Annotated in this window: 15 protein-coding genes; 7 read left to right on the plus strand and 8 right to left on the minus strand. The window is 62.2% G+C overall.

Translation table 11 applies throughout. The features are described from left to right. Nucleotides 1-45: 45 nt before the first annotated feature. The 5 genes from HS961_RS21050 to HS961_RS21070 form a co-directional block, all read right to left on the minus strand. Complete coding sequence (locus HS961_RS21050) at nt 46-1,038, minus strand: Tim44 domain-containing protein (protein WP_182325387.1); 993 nt, start codon at nt 1,036-1,038, stop codon at nt 46-48. A 147-nt stretch (nt 1,039-1,185) separates the two neighbouring features. After that, the gene (ubiE, locus tag HS961_RS21055; RefSeq protein WP_182325389.1) at nt 1,186-1,917 is read right to left on the minus strand and encodes a bifunctional demethylmenaquinone methyltransferase/2-methoxy-6-polyprenyl-1,4-benzoquinol methylase UbiE; all 732 of its coding nucleotides are present in this window, start codon (nt 1,915-1,917) and stop codon (nt 1,186-1,188) included. A gap of 189 nt (nt 1,918-2,106) precedes the next feature. After that, nucleotides 2,107-2,523 (minus strand): gamma-butyrobetaine hydroxylase-like domain-containing protein, encoded by a 417-nt coding sequence (locus HS961_RS21060; protein WP_182325391.1) that lies wholly within the window; start codon nt 2,521-2,523, stop codon nt 2,107-2,109. A 73-nt stretch (nt 2,524-2,596) separates the two neighbouring features. After that, nucleotides 2,597-3,058 carry an HIT family protein gene (locus tag HS961_RS21065; protein ID WP_182325393.1) on the minus strand — a complete coding sequence of 154 codons (462 nt, stop codon included), beginning with the start codon at nt 3,056-3,058 and terminating at the stop codon, nt 2,597-2,599. Further along, nucleotides 3,055-6,966 carry a DUF3683 domain-containing protein gene (locus tag HS961_RS21070; RefSeq protein ID WP_182325394.1) on the minus strand — a complete coding sequence of 1,304 codons (3,912 nt, stop codon included), beginning with the start codon at nt 6,964-6,966 and terminating at the stop codon, nt 3,055-3,057. The genes HS961_RS21065 and HS961_RS21070 overlap by 4 nt, the downstream gene beginning before the upstream one ends. 602 nt (nt 6,967-7,568) lie before the next feature. Between HS961_RS21070 and ugpB the strand changes: the two genes are divergently transcribed. The 5 genes from ugpB (at nt 7,569) to ugpQ (ending at nt 12,681) form a co-directional block, all read left to right on the plus strand. Next, the gene (gene ugpB, locus HS961_RS21075; protein ID WP_182325395.1) at nt 7,569-8,885 is read left to right on the plus strand and encodes a sn-glycerol-3-phosphate ABC transporter substrate-binding protein UgpB; all 1,317 of its coding nucleotides are present in this window, start codon (nt 7,569-7,571) and stop codon (nt 8,883-8,885) included. A 108-nt stretch (nt 8,886-8,993) separates the two neighbouring features. Next, the gene (gene ugpA / locus HS961_RS21080) at nt 8,994-9,875 is read left to right on the plus strand and encodes a sn-glycerol-3-phosphate ABC transporter permease UgpA (protein WP_182325396.1); all 882 of its coding nucleotides are present in this window, start codon (nt 8,994-8,996) and stop codon (nt 9,873-9,875) included. 2 nt (nt 9,876-9,877) lie between these two features. Then, the gene (gene ugpE, locus HS961_RS21085; protein ID WP_182325397.1) at nt 9,878-10,726 is read left to right on the plus strand and encodes a sn-glycerol-3-phosphate ABC transporter permease UgpE; all 849 of its coding nucleotides are present in this window, start codon (nt 9,878-9,880) and stop codon (nt 10,724-10,726) included. A 54-nt stretch (nt 10,727-10,780) separates the two neighbouring features. Next, nucleotides 10,781-11,788: a sn-glycerol-3-phosphate ABC transporter ATP-binding protein UgpC gene (ugpC, locus tag HS961_RS21090; RefSeq protein ID WP_182325398.1), complete on the plus strand. Its 1,008-nt coding sequence runs from the start codon at nt 10,781-10,783 to the stop codon at nt 11,786-11,788. A 119-nt stretch (nt 11,789-11,907) separates the two neighbouring features. Continuing rightward, nucleotides 11,908-12,681: a glycerophosphodiester phosphodiesterase gene (gene ugpQ, locus HS961_RS21095; RefSeq protein WP_182325399.1), complete on the plus strand. Its 774-nt coding sequence runs from the start codon at nt 11,908-11,910 to the stop codon at nt 12,679-12,681. A 75-nt stretch (nt 12,682-12,756) separates the two neighbouring features. On the opposite strand, the gene HS961_RS21100 is transcribed toward ugpQ, so the two are convergent. The 3 genes from HS961_RS21100 to HS961_RS21110 form a co-directional block, all read right to left on the minus strand. Continuing rightward, nucleotides 12,757-13,731 (minus strand): Bug family tripartite tricarboxylate transporter substrate binding protein, encoded by a 975-nt coding sequence (locus HS961_RS21100; RefSeq protein ID WP_182325400.1) that lies wholly within the window; start codon nt 13,729-13,731, stop codon nt 12,757-12,759. Between the two features lie 137 nt (nt 13,732-13,868). Beyond that, on the minus strand, nt 13,869-15,245 hold the full coding sequence (locus tag HS961_RS21105; protein ID WP_182325401.1) for a hypothetical protein: 1,377 nt from the start codon (nt 15,243-15,245) through the stop codon (nt 13,869-13,871). Between the two features lie 127 nt (nt 15,246-15,372). Next, complete coding sequence (locus HS961_RS21110) at nt 15,373-15,651, minus strand: hypothetical protein (RefSeq protein ID WP_182325402.1); 279 nt, start codon at nt 15,649-15,651, stop codon at nt 15,373-15,375. A 90-nt stretch (nt 15,652-15,741) separates the two neighbouring features. Between HS961_RS21110 and hemA the strand changes: the two genes are divergently transcribed. Both hemA and prfA read left to right on the plus strand, forming a co-directional pair. Continuing rightward, complete coding sequence (hemA, locus tag HS961_RS21115; protein WP_182325403.1) at nt 15,742-17,058, plus strand: glutamyl-tRNA reductase; 1,317 nt, start codon at nt 15,742-15,744, stop codon at nt 17,056-17,058. Between the two features lie 126 nt (nt 17,059-17,184). Further along, nucleotides 17,185-18,270 carry a peptide chain release factor 1 gene (gene prfA / locus HS961_RS21120; protein WP_182325404.1) on the plus strand — a complete coding sequence of 362 codons (1,086 nt, stop codon included), beginning with the start codon at nt 17,185-17,187 and terminating at the stop codon, nt 18,268-18,270. Nucleotides 18,271-18,276: the final 6 nt, after the last annotated feature.

An 18,276-nucleotide genomic window follows, 5' to 3' on the forward strand; every position in this document is an offset into this window, starting at 1 on the left:
AGGCAAAGCGGTGGAGTTTTACGGTTTGCTTACTGCAAAGCTTGATTACTGCAAAGCTTGCAGGCCTGATACCAACCAGCCGCTGGTGCCGTCCTTGGGCTTGGACATGTTCCAGACCTCGCGGAAGGGGCTTGGGCCAGCATGGGCTTCTTCGCGGATCATGCCGGAGAACTCGACGCTGGCCATGTAGGCATGGCCCAGATCCTCGATACCCAGCAGCTGCGCTTCAAGCATGACCACATCGGTCTGGTTGGGCTGCACGCCTTCGCGGTGCTGCTCACGGTCCTGCAGTTGGCCCTTGACTTCGTTGAGCATGTCGTCGGTCATCATCGAGCGCAGGGTGTTGATATCCGAGCGGTCCCAGGCGGACTGCAGGGTCACAAAGTTGCGCTTGGCCGCTTCCAGGAAACCATTCGCATCAAAGCCTTCTGGCACACCCCAGTTTTGCGCGCCAGCCAGACCAGCACCAATCATGCTGCCACCCGCAGCGGCGGCCACCGGTGCTGCGCCTTGCTCCCAGGGACGGGCCGAGGCGTCGTTGCCGACCTTCTCAGGGTTGTACTGGGGCGCAACAGGGGCCGATACCGGCGCTTGCGGCGCGGCATTGCCTGCACCCTGGAAGGCGAAAGGCGACTGCGCGGGTTGTTGCGCTGCAGCGCTCTTGCGGCGCATCACAAAGCCCACGATAGCCAGCACGGCCATGATGGCCAGGCCAATCAACAGCATGTTGGCAAAGGCCTCACCCAAGCCCAGCGAATGGGCCAGCCAGGCGAGGCCCAGACCGGCAGCCAGGCCGCCCAGCATCGCGCCCCAAGGTTTCTTGGGGGCGGCAGCCGCAGCCGCAGGCGTCGCAGGGCGCTGGGCTTGCGCAGGCGCCGTGGCATTATTGCCCGGTGCTTGCGCAGGCGTTGCCTGGCGTTGGGTCACATTACCGGACTGCTGGCCCATGGACTTGCCACCACCCATGCGCTTTGCATCGGCATCGACATGCGCAAATGCCAGCATTGCCACCAAGACCACTGACCACAGTTTTGTCATATTTGCTCCGTTTTGTTTGGGCCGGTACGCCTTTGCGCCGGCTATTACGTTCACGCCCACTTCTCAGCAATCTCGGTCCGTTGTGTTGTATTGCGCTGGGCGCTGGGCAGGCGCCTGGCTTTGCAACCGGTATTGCATCTCACTTTTTCAACATTTGATCCCGACATGCAAGGCGGTAATCCCTGCCGTCATGTTGTGGTAGTCCACATGGCCAAAGCCTGCTTTTTGCATCATGGCCTTGAGTTCGGCCTGGCCGGGATGCATGCGAATCGATTCGGCCAGGTAGCGGTAGCTGTCGGCATCACCCGCCACCATTTGCCCTATACGTGGGAGCACTTGGAAGGAATACAAGTCGTAGGCCTTCTCCAGCGGCTTGGCCACCTTGGAAAACTCCAGCACCAGCAGCTTGCCGCGCGGCTTGAGCACGCGGCACATTTCCTTGAGCGCCTGGTCTTTATTGGTCATGTTGCGCAGGCCAAAGGCCACGCTCACCAGGTCGAAATGCTGGTCGGGAAAAGGCAGGGCCTCGGCATCGCAAACCGTAGTGGGCAGATTCAGACCCTTGTCGATCAGGCGGTCGCGGCCCACGCGCAGCATGGCCTCGTTGATATCGGTGTGCACCACCTGGCCGCTGGGGCCGACCTTTTTCGCAAAGGCCAGCGACAGATCACCAGTACCACCGGCGATATCCAGCACCCGTTGGCCTTCCTTGAGGTTGGCGACCATGACGGTGTAGTGCTTCCAGACCCGGTGCAGACCACCAGACATCAGGTCGTTCATCACGTCATATTTGCTCGCGACCGAGTCGAACACCCCGCGCACCTTGCGCGCCTTGTCCTGCTCGTCAACTGTCTCAAATCCAAAGTGGGTGGTGCTCATAGTGTGAATGCTAGCAAGCTCTGCAGCGTCCTACCCCCATACCCCGGATTATGCGGGGGTATGTGGTTTAAGTGCTTGGATGCGCAAAGCCCGATTTTACGGTGATATAAAGCTACAAAATTGATAGCTTTAAATACAAACTATTTCCTGCCTCAGGGCGCCCGCAATGGCGGCCAAGGGCGCGACAGCTCAGTGCTGGTGGCCGCAGGCGCTGCCGCCCTTGGGCGCAATCGGCTGGTCGCGGTCCGCGCCAGCGGCCTGCAGGCGGTCCAGGTAATCCTGCCACAGCTCCTTCTGGCGACTGCCCAGCTCGTACAGGTACTGCCAGCTGAACAGGCCGCTCTCATGGCCATCCGAGAAGATGGGTTTGATGGCGTAGTTGCCTACCGGCTCCACTGCCACGATCTCCACCTCGCGCTTGCCGGTCTGCAGCACTTCCTGTCCCGGGCCGTGGCCTTGCACCTCGGCCGAAGGCGAATACACGCGCAGCAACTCGAATGGCAGGCGGAAAGCCGCGCCATCGGCGTATTGCACTTCCAGCACACGGCTTGCGCTGTGCACGGTCAGCGCCGTGGGGGTGGGGGTCTCGCGGGTCAATCCAGCCATGTCAATCCTTTGCAAGCCGGCTTGGCGCTGCAGGCACTGCGCGCCGCCGGTGTGCTATCAAAAACAATAGCAATTATGCCGCAAGCAGGCGTTCCAGCGCTGCCTGCATGCGGGCCTCGGCCGCGGGCAGTTGTGCGTTCAGCAGGGCTTCATGCTGCGCATCGCGTGGCCGCTGGGCAGCGGCCCAGACGGGTGCGGGGAAATGGCTGTCCTCGGCATAGCGGGCAATTACATGCCAGTGCAGATGGGGCACCATATTGCCCAGGGTGGCCAGGTTGATCTTGCCGGGCACGGGCTGCATGCCGCGCAATGCCAGTTCAACGGCCATCACCGCATCCATGCACCACTGGCGCTCAGCCTCCGACAAATCCGACAGCTCGGCCACATGGGCGCCCCAGACCACGCGGTAGAAGGCCGGGAAACCGGCCTCTTCCGCATGGATAACGCGCAGCAGCGCGCCGCCCCGGGCGCCCTGCCAAACCAGGCGTCCGCCCTCTGCTTGGCACAGCGGGCAATCGCTGCGGGCTGCCGTCATACCAGCACCCGCTCGATGCCGCCGTGGTTGGCGCGCTCCACATACTCGGGCATCCAGTTCTCACCCAGGATCTCGCGCGCCATCTCGACGACGATGTAGTCGGCTTCAAGCAGACCGTTTTGCAGGTCATCCTGGTAGCGGTTGAGGCCTTGCAGGCAGCTGGGGCAGCTGGTGAGGATCTTGACGTTCTCCTTGGCATCCACCTGGCCAGCATCGCGCAGCTGGGCTTCACCCTTGCGGATTTCCTCGGTCTTGCGGAAGCGGATCTGCGTCGAGATATCGGGACGGGTGACACCCAAGGTGCCCGATTCGCCGCAGCAGCGCTCGCTCTTCAACACGTTGTCGCCCACCAGGGCCTTCACGGTCTTCATTGCGTCCTGCTGCTTCATCGGCGTGTGGCAGGGGTCGTGGTAGAGGTAGGCGCCCTTGCCTTGCAGGGTGATGCCCTTCTCCAGCAGGTACTCATGGATGTCGATGATGCGGCAGCCGGGGAAGATCTTGTCGAACTGGTAGCCCTGCAGCTGGTCGTAGCAGGTACCGCAGCTCACCACCACGGTCTTGATGTCCAGGTAGTTCAAGGTGGTGGCCACACGGTGGAACAGCACCCGGTTGTCGGTGATCATCTTCTCGGCCTTGTCGAACTGGCCCGAGCCGCGCTGGGGATAGCCGCAGCACAGGTAGCCCGGCGGCAGCACGGTCTGCACACCCGCATGCCAGAGCATGGCTTGCGTGGCCAGGCCCACCTGGCTGAACAGGCGCTCCGAGCCGCAGCCGGGGAAGTAAAACACCGCCTCGGTCTCAGAAGTCGTGGTCTTCGGGTCCCGGATGATGGGCACGTAGTCCTTGTTCTCGATATCGAGCAGCGCGCGCGCCGTCTGCTTGGGCAGGCCACCGGGCAACTTCTTGTTGACGAAGTGGATCACCTGCTCCTTGAGCGGTGCGGTGCCCACGCTGGCCGGCGGGTGCGCGGTCTGGCGCTTGCCAAAGCCCTTGAGCACATCCACAGCCAGGCGCTGGGCCTTGAAGCCCACGCCGACCATGGTCTTGCGCAGCAGCTTGATGGTGTCGGGGTTGGTGGCGTTCAGCATGGCCATGGCCACCTTGTTGCCCGGACGGAAGCTCTTCTTGCCCATCTGGCGCAGCAGGTTGCGCATGTGCATCGTCACATCGCCAAAGTCGATCTTGACCGGGCAAGGCGTGGCGCATTTGTGACAGACCGTGCAGTGGTCGGCCACATCTTCAAACTCCTGCCAGTGGCGGATGGACACGCCCCGGCGGGTTTGCTCTTCGTAGAGGAAGGCCTCGACCAGCAGCGAGGTCGCCAGGATCTTGTTGCGTGGGCTGTAGAGCAGGTTGGCGCGCGGCACATGAGTGGCGCAGACCGGCTTGCACTTGCCGCAACGCAGGCAGTCCTTGACCGAGTCGGCAATCGCGCCGATATGGCTTTGCTGCATGATCAGCGACTCATGCCCCATCAGGCCGAACGAGGGCGTATAGGCATTCGTCAAGTCGGCATACATCAGCGACTTGCGCGATTTGTCGCCCTCGTAGGTTTGCTCCAGCAGCAGGCGGCGCTCTTCGGGGCGCAGCAGCTTGCCCTTGTTGAAGTGGCCATGCGGATCAATACGCGCCTTGTACTCGGCAAAGGGGCGCAGTTCGTCGTCGCTCAGAAACTCCAGCTTGGTGATACCAATGCCGTGCTCGCCCGAGATCACGCCATCGAGGCTGCGCGCCAGCGCCATGATGCGGGCCACGGCCGCATGCGCGGTGGTCAGCATTTCATAGTCATCGCTGTTGACCGGCAGGTTGGTGTGTACATTGCCGTCGCCCGCATGCATGTGCAGCGCTACAAACACGCGGCCCTTGAGCACGCGCTGGTGGATGGCCACCACCTCGTCCATGATCGGCTGGTAGGCGGAGCCGGCAAAGATCGTGGCCAGCGGTGCGCGCAGATCGCTCTTCCAGCTGGCGCGCAGGCTGTGGTCTTGCAGGTCACGGAACTGCGCGTCCACGCCGTCGAGCCAGCCTTGCCAGCGCTTGCGCACGTCAGTCAGCAGCACCAGCGCTTGCGCGACGCGGTCTTCCAGCAACTCGGCCGAGGGGATGTCGTTGGCGTCGTCCTGCTTGCCCAGCGGCAGCTGGCCCTTGGCAAAGAAGGCGTGCAGCGCATCGCAGAGCTTGATCTTGTTGTTCAGCGACAGCTCGATATTGATGCGCTCGATGCCATCGGTGTACTCGGCCATGCGCGGCAGCGGGATGACCACGTCTTCATTGATCTTGAAGGCATTGGTGTGGCGGCTGATGGCCGCCGTGCGCTTGCGGTCAAGCCAGAATTTCTTGCGCGCCTCAGGGCTGATGGCGATAAAGCCTTCGCCGCTGCGCGAGTTGGCGATGCGCACCACTTCGCTGGTCACGCGCGCCACTTCATCGGGGTTGTCGCCAACAATATCGCCAAACAGCACCATCTTGGGCAGGCCGCCATGCTTTTTGCTCTTGGTGGCATAGCCCACCGCCTTCAGGTAGCGGTCATCCAGGTGCTCCAGCCCTGCCAGCAGCACGCCGCAGCGTTTTTGCTCGGCAAACATATAGTCCTTGATCTCGACGATCGAGGGCACCGCATCCTTGGCATTGCCAAAAAACTCCAGGCAGACGGTACGCACATGCGAGGGCATGCGGTGCACGATCCAGCGGGCGCTGGTGATCAGGCCATCACAGCCCTCTTTCTGGATGCCCGGCAGGCCCGAGAGGAATTTGTCGGTCACGTCCTTGCCCAGGCCTTCCTTGCGGAACTTGTAGCCCGGGATATCCAGGCGCTCGGTGCGCACCAGGGTCTTGCCATCGGCCTGCAGGTACTTCAGCTCAAAGCTGGCCATCTCGGCGTCGTGGATCTTGCCCAGGTTGTGGTCCAGGCGGGTGACTTCCAGCCACTGCGCATCGGGCGTGACCATGCGCCAGCTGGCCAGGTTGTCCAGCGCCGTGCCCCAGAGCACTGCCTTTTTGCCACCGGCGTTCATGGCGATATTGCCGCCAATGCAGGAGGCCTCAATCGAGGTGGGGTCCACCGCAAACACAAAGCCGCCGCGCTCGGCCGCATCAGCCACCCTCTGGGTCACCACCCCCGCCTGCGACCAGACGGTGGGCACCGGGTGGTCGATACCGGGCAGAGAGACCATCTCCACCTCGGACATCTTCTCCAGCTTTTCGGTATTGATCACGGCACTGCGCCAGCTCAGCGGAATCGCACCACCGGTGTAGCCGGTGCCGCCGCCACGCGGCACGATGGTCAGGCCCAGGCCGATACAGGCTTTGACCAGCACGGCCATTTCCTCTTCGGTGTCGGGCGTCAGCACCACAAATGGGTACTCCACACGCCAGTCGGTCGCATCCGTCACATGGCTCACGCGCGAGAGGCCGTCGAACTTGACATTGTCCTTGGCGGTCAGCGGCTTGAAGGTGCGCAGCACCTTGCGGCGCAGCTCGGTCGCCTCTTGCAAGGTGGTGTCGAACTCAGACACCGCCACCTGCGCGGCCGCAATCAGCTGGCCCACCAGCGCATCACGCGCCGGGTCTTCAGCCGGTGCGCGGCGCTTTTGCACTTCGCCCAGGCGGTGCTGCAATGCTTCCACCAGCTGCTTGCGCCGGCCGGGGTTGTGCAAGAGGTCGTCTTGCAGGTAGGGATTGCGCTGCACCACCCAGATATCGCCCATCACCTCGTACAGCATGCGTGCCGAGCGGCCCGTCTTGCGCTCCTGGCGCAATTGGTCCAGCAGATCCCAGGCTTGCACACCCAGCAAACGGATGACGATTTCGCGGTCGGAGAACGAGGTGTAGTTGTAGGGGATCTCGCGGAGACGGGCGGGCCCGTCAACCCGTGCTTGCAAGCTGGTCAGCGCAATCGGTGCGTTCATGTGTGGGACCTGTGTGGGAGCGGGCGCTCCCTTTTATGGATCAGGGACCCTCTGCAAAACACTCGGCGCTGGTCTGAACGCGGTCTCGGGCGATCCGCGCGTCCATCCCAGGGGGCGAGGGTTCTCCAGAAGATCCTTGGCTGTGGGGCCACCGATTTTATGACACCGGGCTTGCACGCATGGTTGCGCGTTTTAAAACATGGTACGCCGCAGTCTGGCATTGTCACCACAGCGCCGCGCTGCAGCCATCACAGCAGCAAACGCGGCGCCCCAACATAGCCAAACCTTTTCCAATTTTTTCTTATTTGATCGAATTTGAGCATTTCAAGCCCGCCAGCCACCTTTACCACAACTGTTTGACAGTCTCATGTGACAACCCCAGGAACTCTGCAGCACTAAGCCCCTAAGGTTACATTTTTCTCTCGATTGGGATGGAAGGCTGCACTACAATCGTAACGCCTTGTATTTGTTGATGCGGTGCAGGCAGCCACTGGCAATCCCCAGTTGCTTAAAGCCCGCGGATATGCCACAACGTCACAGAACATTCACAAACGCCACATACGATTCGTTTTTGAGCGTTTTATAAACCCCTAGGAGCATTCATGCACTTCAAGCGTTTGGTCATCGCTGCCGGTATCGCAGCCACTACCAGCCTGTCCGCCCATGCCGTCACCGAGATCCAATGGTGGCACTCCATGACCGCCGTGAACAACGAATGGGTCAATGACCTGGCCAAGGAGTTCAACGACAGCCAGAAGGAATACAAGGTTGTGCCCACCTTCAAGGGTGTGTACGACGAATCGATGACGGCAGCGATTGCAGCCTTCCGCTCGGGCAATGCACCGCACATTCTGCAAGTGTTTGAAGTGGGCACCGCCACGATGATGGCCTCCAAGGGCGCAACCGTGCCGGTCGGCAAGGTAATGTCGGATGCCGGCGTGTCCTTCGACCCCAAGGCCTACATCCCTGCAGTGGCGGGCTACTACACGGCACCTAACGGCCAGATGCTGAGCTTCCCGTTCAACAGCTCGACCACCATCTTCTATTACAACAAGGACGCCTTCAAAAAGGCTGGTCTGGACGCTGAAAAGGCGCCTACCACCTGGCCTGAAGTGTTCGCTGCTGCCAAGAAGCTCAAGGAAAGCGGCCACAGCTGCCCGATGACCCTGGCATGGCAAGGCTGGACCCAGCTGGAGTCCTTCTCCACCTGGCACAACGTTGAGTTCGCGAGCGAGCAAAACGGCCTGTCCGCAAACGGCTACAAGGCCCGCCTGAAGCTCAATTCGCCGCTGCACGTCAAGCACATCGACAACCTGGCCGCTGCGGCCAAGGCTGGTGAGTTTGTCTACAAGGGCCGTGCTTCCACCGCCCAGGCTTCGTTCACCGCCGGTGAATGCGCGATGATCCAGACCTCGTCCGGTTTCTACGGCGATGTGGCCAAGAACGCCAAGTTCGCCTACGGCCTGGCACCTCTGCCTTACTACCCTGATGTGAAGGGCGCACCGCAGAACACCGTGATCGGTGGCGCATCGCTGTGGGTGATGTCGGGCAAGAAGGCCGAAGAATACAAGGGCGTGGCCAAGTTCTTCGAATTCCTGTCGCAAACCAAGGTGCAGGCCGCTTCGCACCAGCGCACCGGCTACCTGCCTGTGACGATGGCTGCTTATGACCTGACCGAGAAGTCCGGCTTCTACCAAAAGAACCCTGGCACCGACACCGCCGTGACGCAGATGATCCGCAAGGTCACCGACAACTCGCGTGGTATCCGCCTGGGCAACTACGTACAGATCCGCACCATCGAGGACGAAGAACTCGAACAGGTCTGGGCTGGCAAGAAGACTGGCAAGGAAGCCCTGGACTCCATCGTGAGCCGCGGCAACGAACTGCTGGCCCGCTTCGAGAAGTCGTACAAGCCTTAATCCCCTCATCACTTGCGCCGCCCTGCACGCGTGGGGTGGCGCGGTTGATGAACCATCGCCCGGTGGCTGCCTGCAGCCCCGGCGGTTTTTTTGTTTTTGAGCCCCATCATGGAAAAACGCGTACTTTTCCGCTCTAAATGGCTGCCCTGGGTGTTGATTGCACCTCAGTTACTGGTCATTGGCATTTTCTTTTTCTGGCCTGCTGGCCAGGCTGTGCTGCAGTCTTTCCAGATGGAAGACGCTTTCGGCATGAGCACCGAATGGGTGGGGCTGGATAACTTCCGCAACCTGTTCGCCGATCCCACTTACCTGAATTCTTTCAAGCGCACCGCCATGTTCTCGGTGCTGGTTGCCGGCGCTGGCATTGCCATCTCGCTGGTGCTGGCCATTTTTGCCGACCGCATCGTGCGCTTTGCGATGGTCTACAAGACCTTGCTGATCGTCCCCTACGCTGTGGCGCCTGTTATTGCCGGCGTGCTGTGGGTGTTCCTGTTCTCGCCGTCCATCGGCGTGGTCACCTACTACCTGGGCAAGCTGGGCTACAACTGGAACCACATGATGAATGACAACCAGGCGATGGCGCTGATTGTCATGGCCTCGGTGTGGAAGCAGATCTCCTATAACTTCCTGTTCTTCCTGGCGGGCCTGCAGTCCATCCCCAAGGCACTGATCGAGGCGGCGTCCATCGATGGTGCCAGCCCATGGCGCCGGTTCTGGAACATCCAGCTGCCGCTGCTGTCGCCCACCACCTTCTTCCTGCTGGTGATCAACATCGTGTACGCGTTTTTCGACACCTTCGGCATCATCGATGCAGCAACGCAAGGCGGCCCTGGCCAATCGACCTCGATCCTCGTCTACAAGGTGTACCAAGACGGCTTCAAGGCGCTGGATCTGGGCGGCTCCGCAGCACAGTCGGTGATTCTGATGCTGATCGTCATTGTGCTGACCGTGGTTCAGTTCCGCTATGTTGAAAAGAAAGTGCAGTACTGATCATGGTTGACCGCAATCCCTGGCTCAATTTCTTCTCGCACGCCGTGCTGGTGCTCGGCGTGGCGATTGTGGCCTTCCCGCTGTACCTGGCCTTTATCGCATCGACCCACACGGCGGACGCCATCGTGCAATCGCCCATGCCTCTGCTGCCGGGCGCCCACCTCTGGGAAAACTACCAGGCCGCGCTGTTTGGCTCCGGCAAGCTGGGCTCCAACACCAACGTCATGCACATGATGTGGGTCAGCTTCTGGGTGGCGATGATCATCACCGTCGGCAAGATCGCGATCTCGCTGCTGTCTGCTTTTGCCATCGTCTACTTCCGCTTTCCCTTCAAGATGTTCTGCTTCTGGGCGATTTTCCTCACCCTGATGCTGCCCGTTGAAGTGCGGATTCTGCCCACCTACAAAGTAGTGGCCGAGTTGGGCCTGCTCAACAGCTACGCTGGTTTGACCTTGCCGCTGATCGCGTCGGCCACCGCCACCTTCCTGTTCCGCCAGTTCTTTCTGACGGTGCCCGATGAGCTGGTGGAAGCGGCACGTATCGACGGTGCCGGTGCGATGCGCTTTTTCAAGGACATCCTCGTGCCGCTGTCGCGCACCTCGATCGCAGCGCTGTTTGTGATCCAGTTCATCTACGGCTGGAACCAGTACCTCTGGCCGCTGCTGATGACCACCTCGGAAGACATGTACCCGGTGGTGATTGGTATCAAGCGCATGCTGGCGGGCGGCGAAGCCGCTGTGGACTGGAATATCGTGATGGCGACCGCCATCCTGGCGATGCTGCCACCCACCCTGGTGGTGATGCTGATGCAAAAGTGGTTTGTCAAAGGTCTGGTGGATACCGAAAAGTAATCCCACACCACCTTGTCCCTCCACCATCTTTGACCGATACAACGAAACCTTCTTATGGCTTCCATCTCTCTCAAGAACATTGTCAAACGCTACGGTACCGGCAAGTCGGCCGTGCCCGTCATCCATGGCGTGAACGCCGAAATCAAGGACGGCGAATTCGTCGTGCTGGTCGGCCCCTCGGGCTGCGGCAAATCCACCCTGCTGCGCATGATTGCCGGTCTGGAAGAAATCACCGGCGGCGACCTGATGATTGGCGACAAGATCGTCAACAACCTAGAGCCCGCCAAGCGCAACATCGCCATGGTGTTCCAGAACTACGCGCTCTACCCGCACATGAGCAACTACGAGAACATGGCCTATGGCCTGAAGCTCGCCAAGGTGCCACCGGACGAGATCAAGCGCCGGGTGGACAAGGCTGCCAAGATTCTGGAACTGTCGCACCTGCTGGACCGCAAGCCGCGCCAGTTGTCCGGCGGCCAGCGCCAGCGCGTGGCCATGGGCCGCGCCATCGTGCGCCAGCCCCAGGTCTTCCTGTTTGACGAGCCGTTGTCCAACCTGGACGCCAAGCTGCGCGGCCAGACCCGTATCGAAATCCAGAAGCTGCACGCCGAGCTGGGCATCACCAGCCTGTTCGTAACCCATGACCAGGTCGAGGCCATGACCCTGGCCCAGCGCATGATCGTGATGAACGGCGGCAATGTCGAGCAGTTCGGCACGCCCGAAGAGGTCTACCACACGCCCGCGTCGACCTTTGTGGCCGGCTTTATCGGCTCTCCGCCGATGAACCTGCTGAAGAACGCTGCGAATGGCAAGGCCGGTCAGATTCTGGGCATCCGCCCCGAGCACATCGACCTGGTGGCCTCGGGCGGCTGGGAGTTCCAGGTGGAAACGGTGGAACTACTGGGTGCCGAGCGCCTGCTGTACGGCAAAGTCGGTGGCGAGCAAGTCACAGTGCGCGTGGAAGAAGGCGCAGCCTTCCCCAAGCCCGGTGAAGTGGCCCGCATCAGCGCCCGCGAAGACCGCCTGCACTGGTTCGATGCGGAAACCGGCAAGCGCCTCTAAGCTGCAGCCAGGCGATGCGCACACCTGCCGCGCCTTGGCTCCTTCTGCCCTGAGCTTTTGATTACCAGCGCCCAAGTGCTCCACTTGCGGCGCTTTTCTTTTTTCGCACCGAGATAGATATGACGCTTTCCACCAACTGGCCCTATCCCCGCTGGGTGGCCCACCGTGGCGCTGGCAAACTGGCGCCCGAGAACACCATGAGCGCCTTCCGCCTGGGCGCTGCACACGGCTACCGCATGTTTGAGTGCGATGCCAAGCTCAGCCGCGATGGCGTGCTGTTTTTGATGCACGATGCGGACCTCAAGCGCACCACCAATGCCGAAGGCACCGGCAGCGATCTGAGCATGGGCGAGCTAGCCCAGCTCGACGCCGGCAGCTGGCATTCCCGCGCCCATGCGGGCGAGAACCTGCCCACCCTGGAAGCCCTGGCCCGCTGGTGCCTGGCCAACCACCTTTTCCTTAATGTCGAGATCAAGCCCACGCCCGGCCAGGAGCTGGAGACCGGCCGTGCCAGCGGCGCGCTAATGAACCGCATCTGGCCGCAAACCGTCGTGCCGCCGCTCTTTACCTCGTTCAAGGCCGATTCACTGCGCGGCGCACGCGAAGTGGCGCCGCATATCCCACGCGGCCTGCTGGTGGACAAGCTGGCCGATGGCAGCGGCGAGGCCGAGCTGCAGCTGGCCTTGGAGCTGGACTGCCAGGCGCTGGTGCTGAACCATGCACTCTGGGATGCCGCCTTGGTGGCCAAGGTCCATGCCGCAGGCCTGCGCTGCAGCAGCTATACGGTCAACGACGAATGGGCCGCCCAGCGCCTGATCGACCTGGGCACCGACGGCATCATCACCGACCGGGTGGACCTGTTCAGCCCGGCCCAGGATGGCCCGCTGCTGTAAAGCCATCGCAGCCATCACTGGCTGACCGCCAGACAAAAGCCCGGCCATGCCGGGCTTTTTTGCGCGCGATGCGCCTCAGTCCATCTTGGTGCCCGAGGCCTTCACCGCCTCGGCCCAGCGCGGCATTTCGCCGGTCAGGAACTGTTGGAAGGCCTCTGCACCAAGGAAGGCCGGGTCGGCGCCCTGCTCCACCATGCGCCCGCGCACATCGGGCATCTGCATCACCTGGCCAAAGGCGGCGCTGAGCTTGTCCACCACCGCTTTGGGCGTACCAGCGGGCGCAAGAAAGCCATAGAAACCCACCACCTCAAAGCCCTGCAGCCCGCTTTCAATGGCCGTGGGCACCTCGGGCAGTGCCGGGTTGCGCTCCTTGCTGGTGACGGCCAGCGCACGCACCTTGCCCTGCTTGTGGTAAGCGGCGGCCTGCGGAATGCTCTCGGCCATGAACTGCACCTGGCCACCCACCAGATCGGTAAAGGCGGGGGCACTTCCCTTGTAAGGGATGTGCACCAGATCCAGACCGGTGGCGCTCTTGAACATCTCGGGCACCAGATGGCTGATGCCGCCATTGCCCGCCGAGCCAAAGTTGACCTTGCCCGGGTTGGCCTTGGCGTAGGAAATGAACTCCTGCAGATTCTTGGCTGGCACCTTGTTGTTGACCAGCAAGGCCAATGGCTGCATGGCCGTGCGCGCCACAGGGGTAAAATCCTTCAGCGTGCTGTAGGGCAGCTTGGGGTAGAGCGCAGGGTTGATCACCATCACACCGGTGTTGGCCAGCATCAGGGTGTAGCCATCGGCCGGCGCCTTCATGACATCTTGCGCGCCCACCGCGCCACCAGCACCGGGCTTGTAGTCAACGATAATGGGCTGGCCGAGCACGCCCTGGAGTTTGTCGGTGAGCAGGCGGGCATGCTGGTCCAGCGGGCCGCCTGCGGGAAAGCCGATCACCACCCGCACCGGCTTGGTAGGAAAAGGCTGCTGTGCCTGGGTGGCGGCGCTGAACGCCAACCCGGCGATGGCTGCCAGGCAGGCGTGTGCGATGTGCTTCATGTTGTGTCTCCTTGGGTTTGTTATCGGTAGAGAGGCAGGCAGTGCAAACGCCGCCTGCAAAACCCATCATGACCGGCACACCGCGCTTCTACAACCAGCGCCTGTCTCGCATTTTTTCCGAATTGACGTCGCTGTCTTCAGGCGGTAGCTGCCGCCTGGGCAGCGGGCGCGGCCTTGCGCCGCCACAACAGCCACAGCCAGCCCAGGCCTTGGACGGCCACCAGCAGCACCAGCATGTCCAGCGCCAGCTGCGCCGCCCACAGGTGCTTGCTCATGTCGCGCACCCCCTCGCCCAGCAGCACAATGATGACCTGCGACACCACCAGCAGCCCCAGCAGCAGGCCGCCGACGGCCAGCGGGCGCAAGCGGCCAGCATGCGGGCTGCGGCTGGCCGCAAACAGCGCCAGCGCAGCCAGCAAAAACAGCGGCGCCAGCGGCGTCACGATGCGGTCGCGCCACTCGCTCATGCGCAAGAGCAGCGCCGTCACCGGCTGGACACCGCCCGCATGGCGCTGCAGATAGTAGTTACCGGGAAAGACATGGAAATACTGCACGGTGAAATGGCTGGGCAGTGCGAAGCGGGCCAGGCGCCACAGCGCTAGCGGGTAGTGCAGATAGGGCCGCAGCACATCGCCCTTGCCGAGTTTGGGTGTGACAGGGTAGCAGTCGCGCTTTGTGTGCTGCACCTGGGTGCCGCCGGGGCCGGAGAGCGCATTGCCCCAGGCATCCACCCCAATGCATTCACGCCGCTCGGCCGGCACCTGCAAGCCATCCATCTGCGCCGGGGTCAGCACCATGTACGAGCCCAGATAGACGCCGTGGTAGGCATTCAGCCCCGCGTTCTTGCCGATCAGCAAAGGCACGAGGCAAAGTATTTGCACGGCCAACAGCAGCTTGAGCAAGCCCTTGTCCGGCAGCACCCGCTGCCAACGGCTGCCCACCCACAGGCAGAGCAAAACCAGCAGCGGCCAATAAAAATACTGCACCTTGGCCAGGCCACACACCACTGCCCCCAGGCCCAGGCACAACATGCGCAGCGCCCCGCGGGTGGTCAGCATGCCCAGCAGCAACAGGGGCAAGGCGATCAAACAGGCATATTCGGCATAAAAGGACTGGGCCATGCCAATGTTGTGTGCCATAAAGAAGGTCACGAGCCAGGCCAGCGTGAACACCGCCCATCCCACTGCGCCGCGCTGCAAGGCTTGGGCGCATAGCCAGCCCAGCACCCCGGCATAGCCCAGCAGCAGCACTTTCGCGGCCAGGGCGGTACGCGACAAATCAAACACATGGCCGGGCAGAAAACGCTGCACCCAGCCGGCGAAGGTGAAGATATGCGAGGCCAGCTCCGGGTTGCCCGGCATGCGAAAGGCCCGCTCAGGCAGCGCCCAGTGCACACCGTCGCCCAAAGGCGTCAGGTAGAGATGGCCAACGACCCGCTGAAAATCATTGGTGTCGGCAAACAGCAAGGCCTGCGAGCCCCAGACCAGCGCCACCCCGACAACGGCCACGACCAAAAGGCAGATACAGAAAAGCCACCGGGAACGGTGGCCAGACAAAGTCAGTGTGGTGGTCATCCCACATTATGAATTAATTGTAAAGAAACGTATAGCAACTGACCCAGAAATAAAGCCAGCCATCGCATCAACGCCGCCAGCCCCCCAGCACCGCCCATTGGCTGCTGGCCAGCGCCAGCACCAAGAGCGCATAGCCCAAGAGGCTGCCGTCGCGGCCCTGCCACAGCATCGCCACAAAAAGTGCGGCGCTGCCTACCAGAAAATGCAGCGCCAGCTGGCCATACCAGGGCAAAAGCGGCGCCGCCTTGCGCGCAAACAACCAGCGCGCCAACACCAGCAGCAACGCCAAAAAGGCGGCCGGGGCGCAGAAGTTCAGCAAATGCCAGAGGCTGGTGCTAGCGGTCATGGGGCGGTCATAGGACGGACAGGTTGATATAAGTCAAGCTGGTACTGATACGACAAGCAATGGATTTACAGAGATTTTATAATCGCCGGCATGGCAGTTTGGGCCCTGGGCATCAACCACACAACGGCACCGGTCGACATTCGCGGCCGGTTTGCATTTGCACTCGACAAGATTGCGCCAACTTTGCATAGTTTGCGCAGCACGATCTCGGGTGTGCATAGCCACGCCGGTGTGGAAACTGCGATCCTGTCCACCTGCAACCGCACGGAGATCTACTGCGCCGCCCAAGAGCCGGCGCTTGACCACACCCTGCGCTGGCTGGCCCAAAGCGGCGACCTGCCCGCCGAAGCCTTAAAGAACTACACCTACACCCTGCAAAACGACTTGGCCGCCCGCCACGCCTTCCGCGTGGCCAGCGGTCTGGATTCCATGGTGCTGGGTGAGGCGCAGATCCTGGGCCAGATGAAAAACGCGGTGCGCGCCGCTGAAGAAGCCGGCTCGCTGGGCACCACGCTCAACCAGCTGTTCCAGCGCAGCTTTGCCGTCGCCAAGGAAGTGCGCAGCGCCACCGAGATTGGCGCGCACAGCATCAGCATGGCTGCGGCCGCCGTGCGCCTGGCCGGGCAGTTGTTTGAAGACCTCAGCGAAATCCGCGTGCTGTTTGTCGGCGCTGGCGAGATGATCGAGCTCTGCGCCACCCATTTCGCGGCCAAGCAGCCTGCCCATATCACCGTCGCCAACCGCACCTTGGAGCGGGGCGAAAAGCTGGCCGCCCACTTTGGCGCCAGCACCATGCGCCTGGCCGACCTGCCTGACCACCTGCATGAGTACGACGCCATCATCAGCTGCACGGCATCGAGCCTGCCGATCATTGGCCTGGGTGCTGTCGAGAGCGCATTAAAGAAACGCAAACGCCGGCCCTTCTTCATGGTGGATCTGGCCGTGCCCCGCGATATCGAGGCCGAGGTCAAGAACCTGGGTGATGTCTACCTCTACACCGTGGACGACCTGGCCCATGTGGTCAAGGCCGGCCAGGAGCAGCGCCAGGCTGCCGTTGTGCAGGCTGAAACCATCATCGATGCCGGCGTGCAGCGCTTTATGCACTGGATGGACCAGCGCGCCCCCGAAGGTGGCTCCGTGCCGCTGATCCAGCAGATCAACGCCCAGGCCGATGTCTGGCGTGCGCTGGAGATCGAGCGCGCCAAAAAGCGCCTGGCCAAGGGCGAAGACATGGACGCGGTGCTCGATGCCCTCACCCGCGGCCTGTCGCAAAAGATTCTGCACGGCACCATGGCCGAGCTGCATGCGGGCGACGCCCAAGCGCGTGCCCAAACGGCGGACATGGTGTCCCGCCTTTTCCTGCGCAACCAGCGCGGCGGTGGCAGCGGCCACCAATCGGGCTTGTAGCGACGCTGCGCGGCGCCGCCGCCCCTAGCTCGCTGTTGTTCCCTACCCTCCTCTCTCTCTCTCGGCACCCGTTGAAGCTCCTGCGCCTGTGGCAGAGCCTGCGGCTGCCTTGCACACCAGATCGCCATGAAAGACTTTCTCCGCCAACAGCTGGAACGCTATGCCGAGCGCCTCAATGAGCTGAATTTTCTGCTCTCGCGCGAGGACATCATGGCCAACATGCCGCAGTTTCTGAAGCTCTCACGCGAACACACCGATGTGGCCGCCATTGCCGAGCGCTATGCGCGCTACCAGCAGATTGAGTCCGATATCGAAGGCGCCAAGGAGATGCTGTCCGACCCGGACATGGGCGACATGGCCAGGGAAGAGATCAGCAGTGGCGAGGCCGAGCTGCAGCAACTCGCCGCCCAGCTGCAGCGCATGCTGCTGCCCAAGGACCCGGACGATGCCCGCCCTGCCTTTGTCGAAGTGCGGGCCGGCACCGGCGGTGACGAATCGGCGCTGTTTGCCGGTGACATCACCCGTATGTACACGCGTTACGCCGAGCGCATGGGCTGGCGGGTCGAAATCATGAGCGCCAATGACGCCGAGCTGGGGGGCTACAAGGAAGTGGTGCTGCGCATTGACGGTGGCGACAACGTTTATGGCACCCTGCGCTTTGAATCGGGCGGCCACCGCGTGCAGCGTGTGCCTGCCACGGAGACGCAGGGCCGCATCCACACCAGTGCCTGCACCGTCGCGGTGATGCCCGAGCCCGATGAGCAGCAGGCCATCACCCTGAACCCGGCTGACCTGCGCATCGACACCTTCCGCGCCAGCGGCGCCGGCGGCCAGCACATCAACAAGACCGATTCTGCGGTGCGCATTGTCCATTTGCCCACCGGTATCGTCGCCGAATGCCAGGACGGCCGCAGCCAGCACAGCAACAAGGCCAAGGCCTTGCAGGTGCTGCAGGCCCGCATCCAGGAAAAGGAGCGCAGCGAGCGCGCCGCCAAGGAAGCCGCCATGCGCAAGGGCCTCATCGGCTCGGGCGACCGCAGCGACCGCATCCGTACCTACAACTTCCCGCAGGGCCGGGTGACCGACCACCGCATCAACCTGACCTTGTACAAGCTCAGCTTCATCATGGACGGCGACCTGAGCGAGTTGATGGAAGCGCTGCAGTCTGAGCGCGAGGCCGAGCTGCTGGCCGAGCTGGAAGTCAACCAGTAAAAGGCA

Origin of the sequence: Comamonas piscis (assembly GCF_014109725.1) — a bacterium.
In the GTDB taxonomy this organism is placed as follows: domain Bacteria; phylum Pseudomonadota; class Gammaproteobacteria; order Burkholderiales; family Burkholderiaceae_C; genus Comamonas; species Comamonas piscis.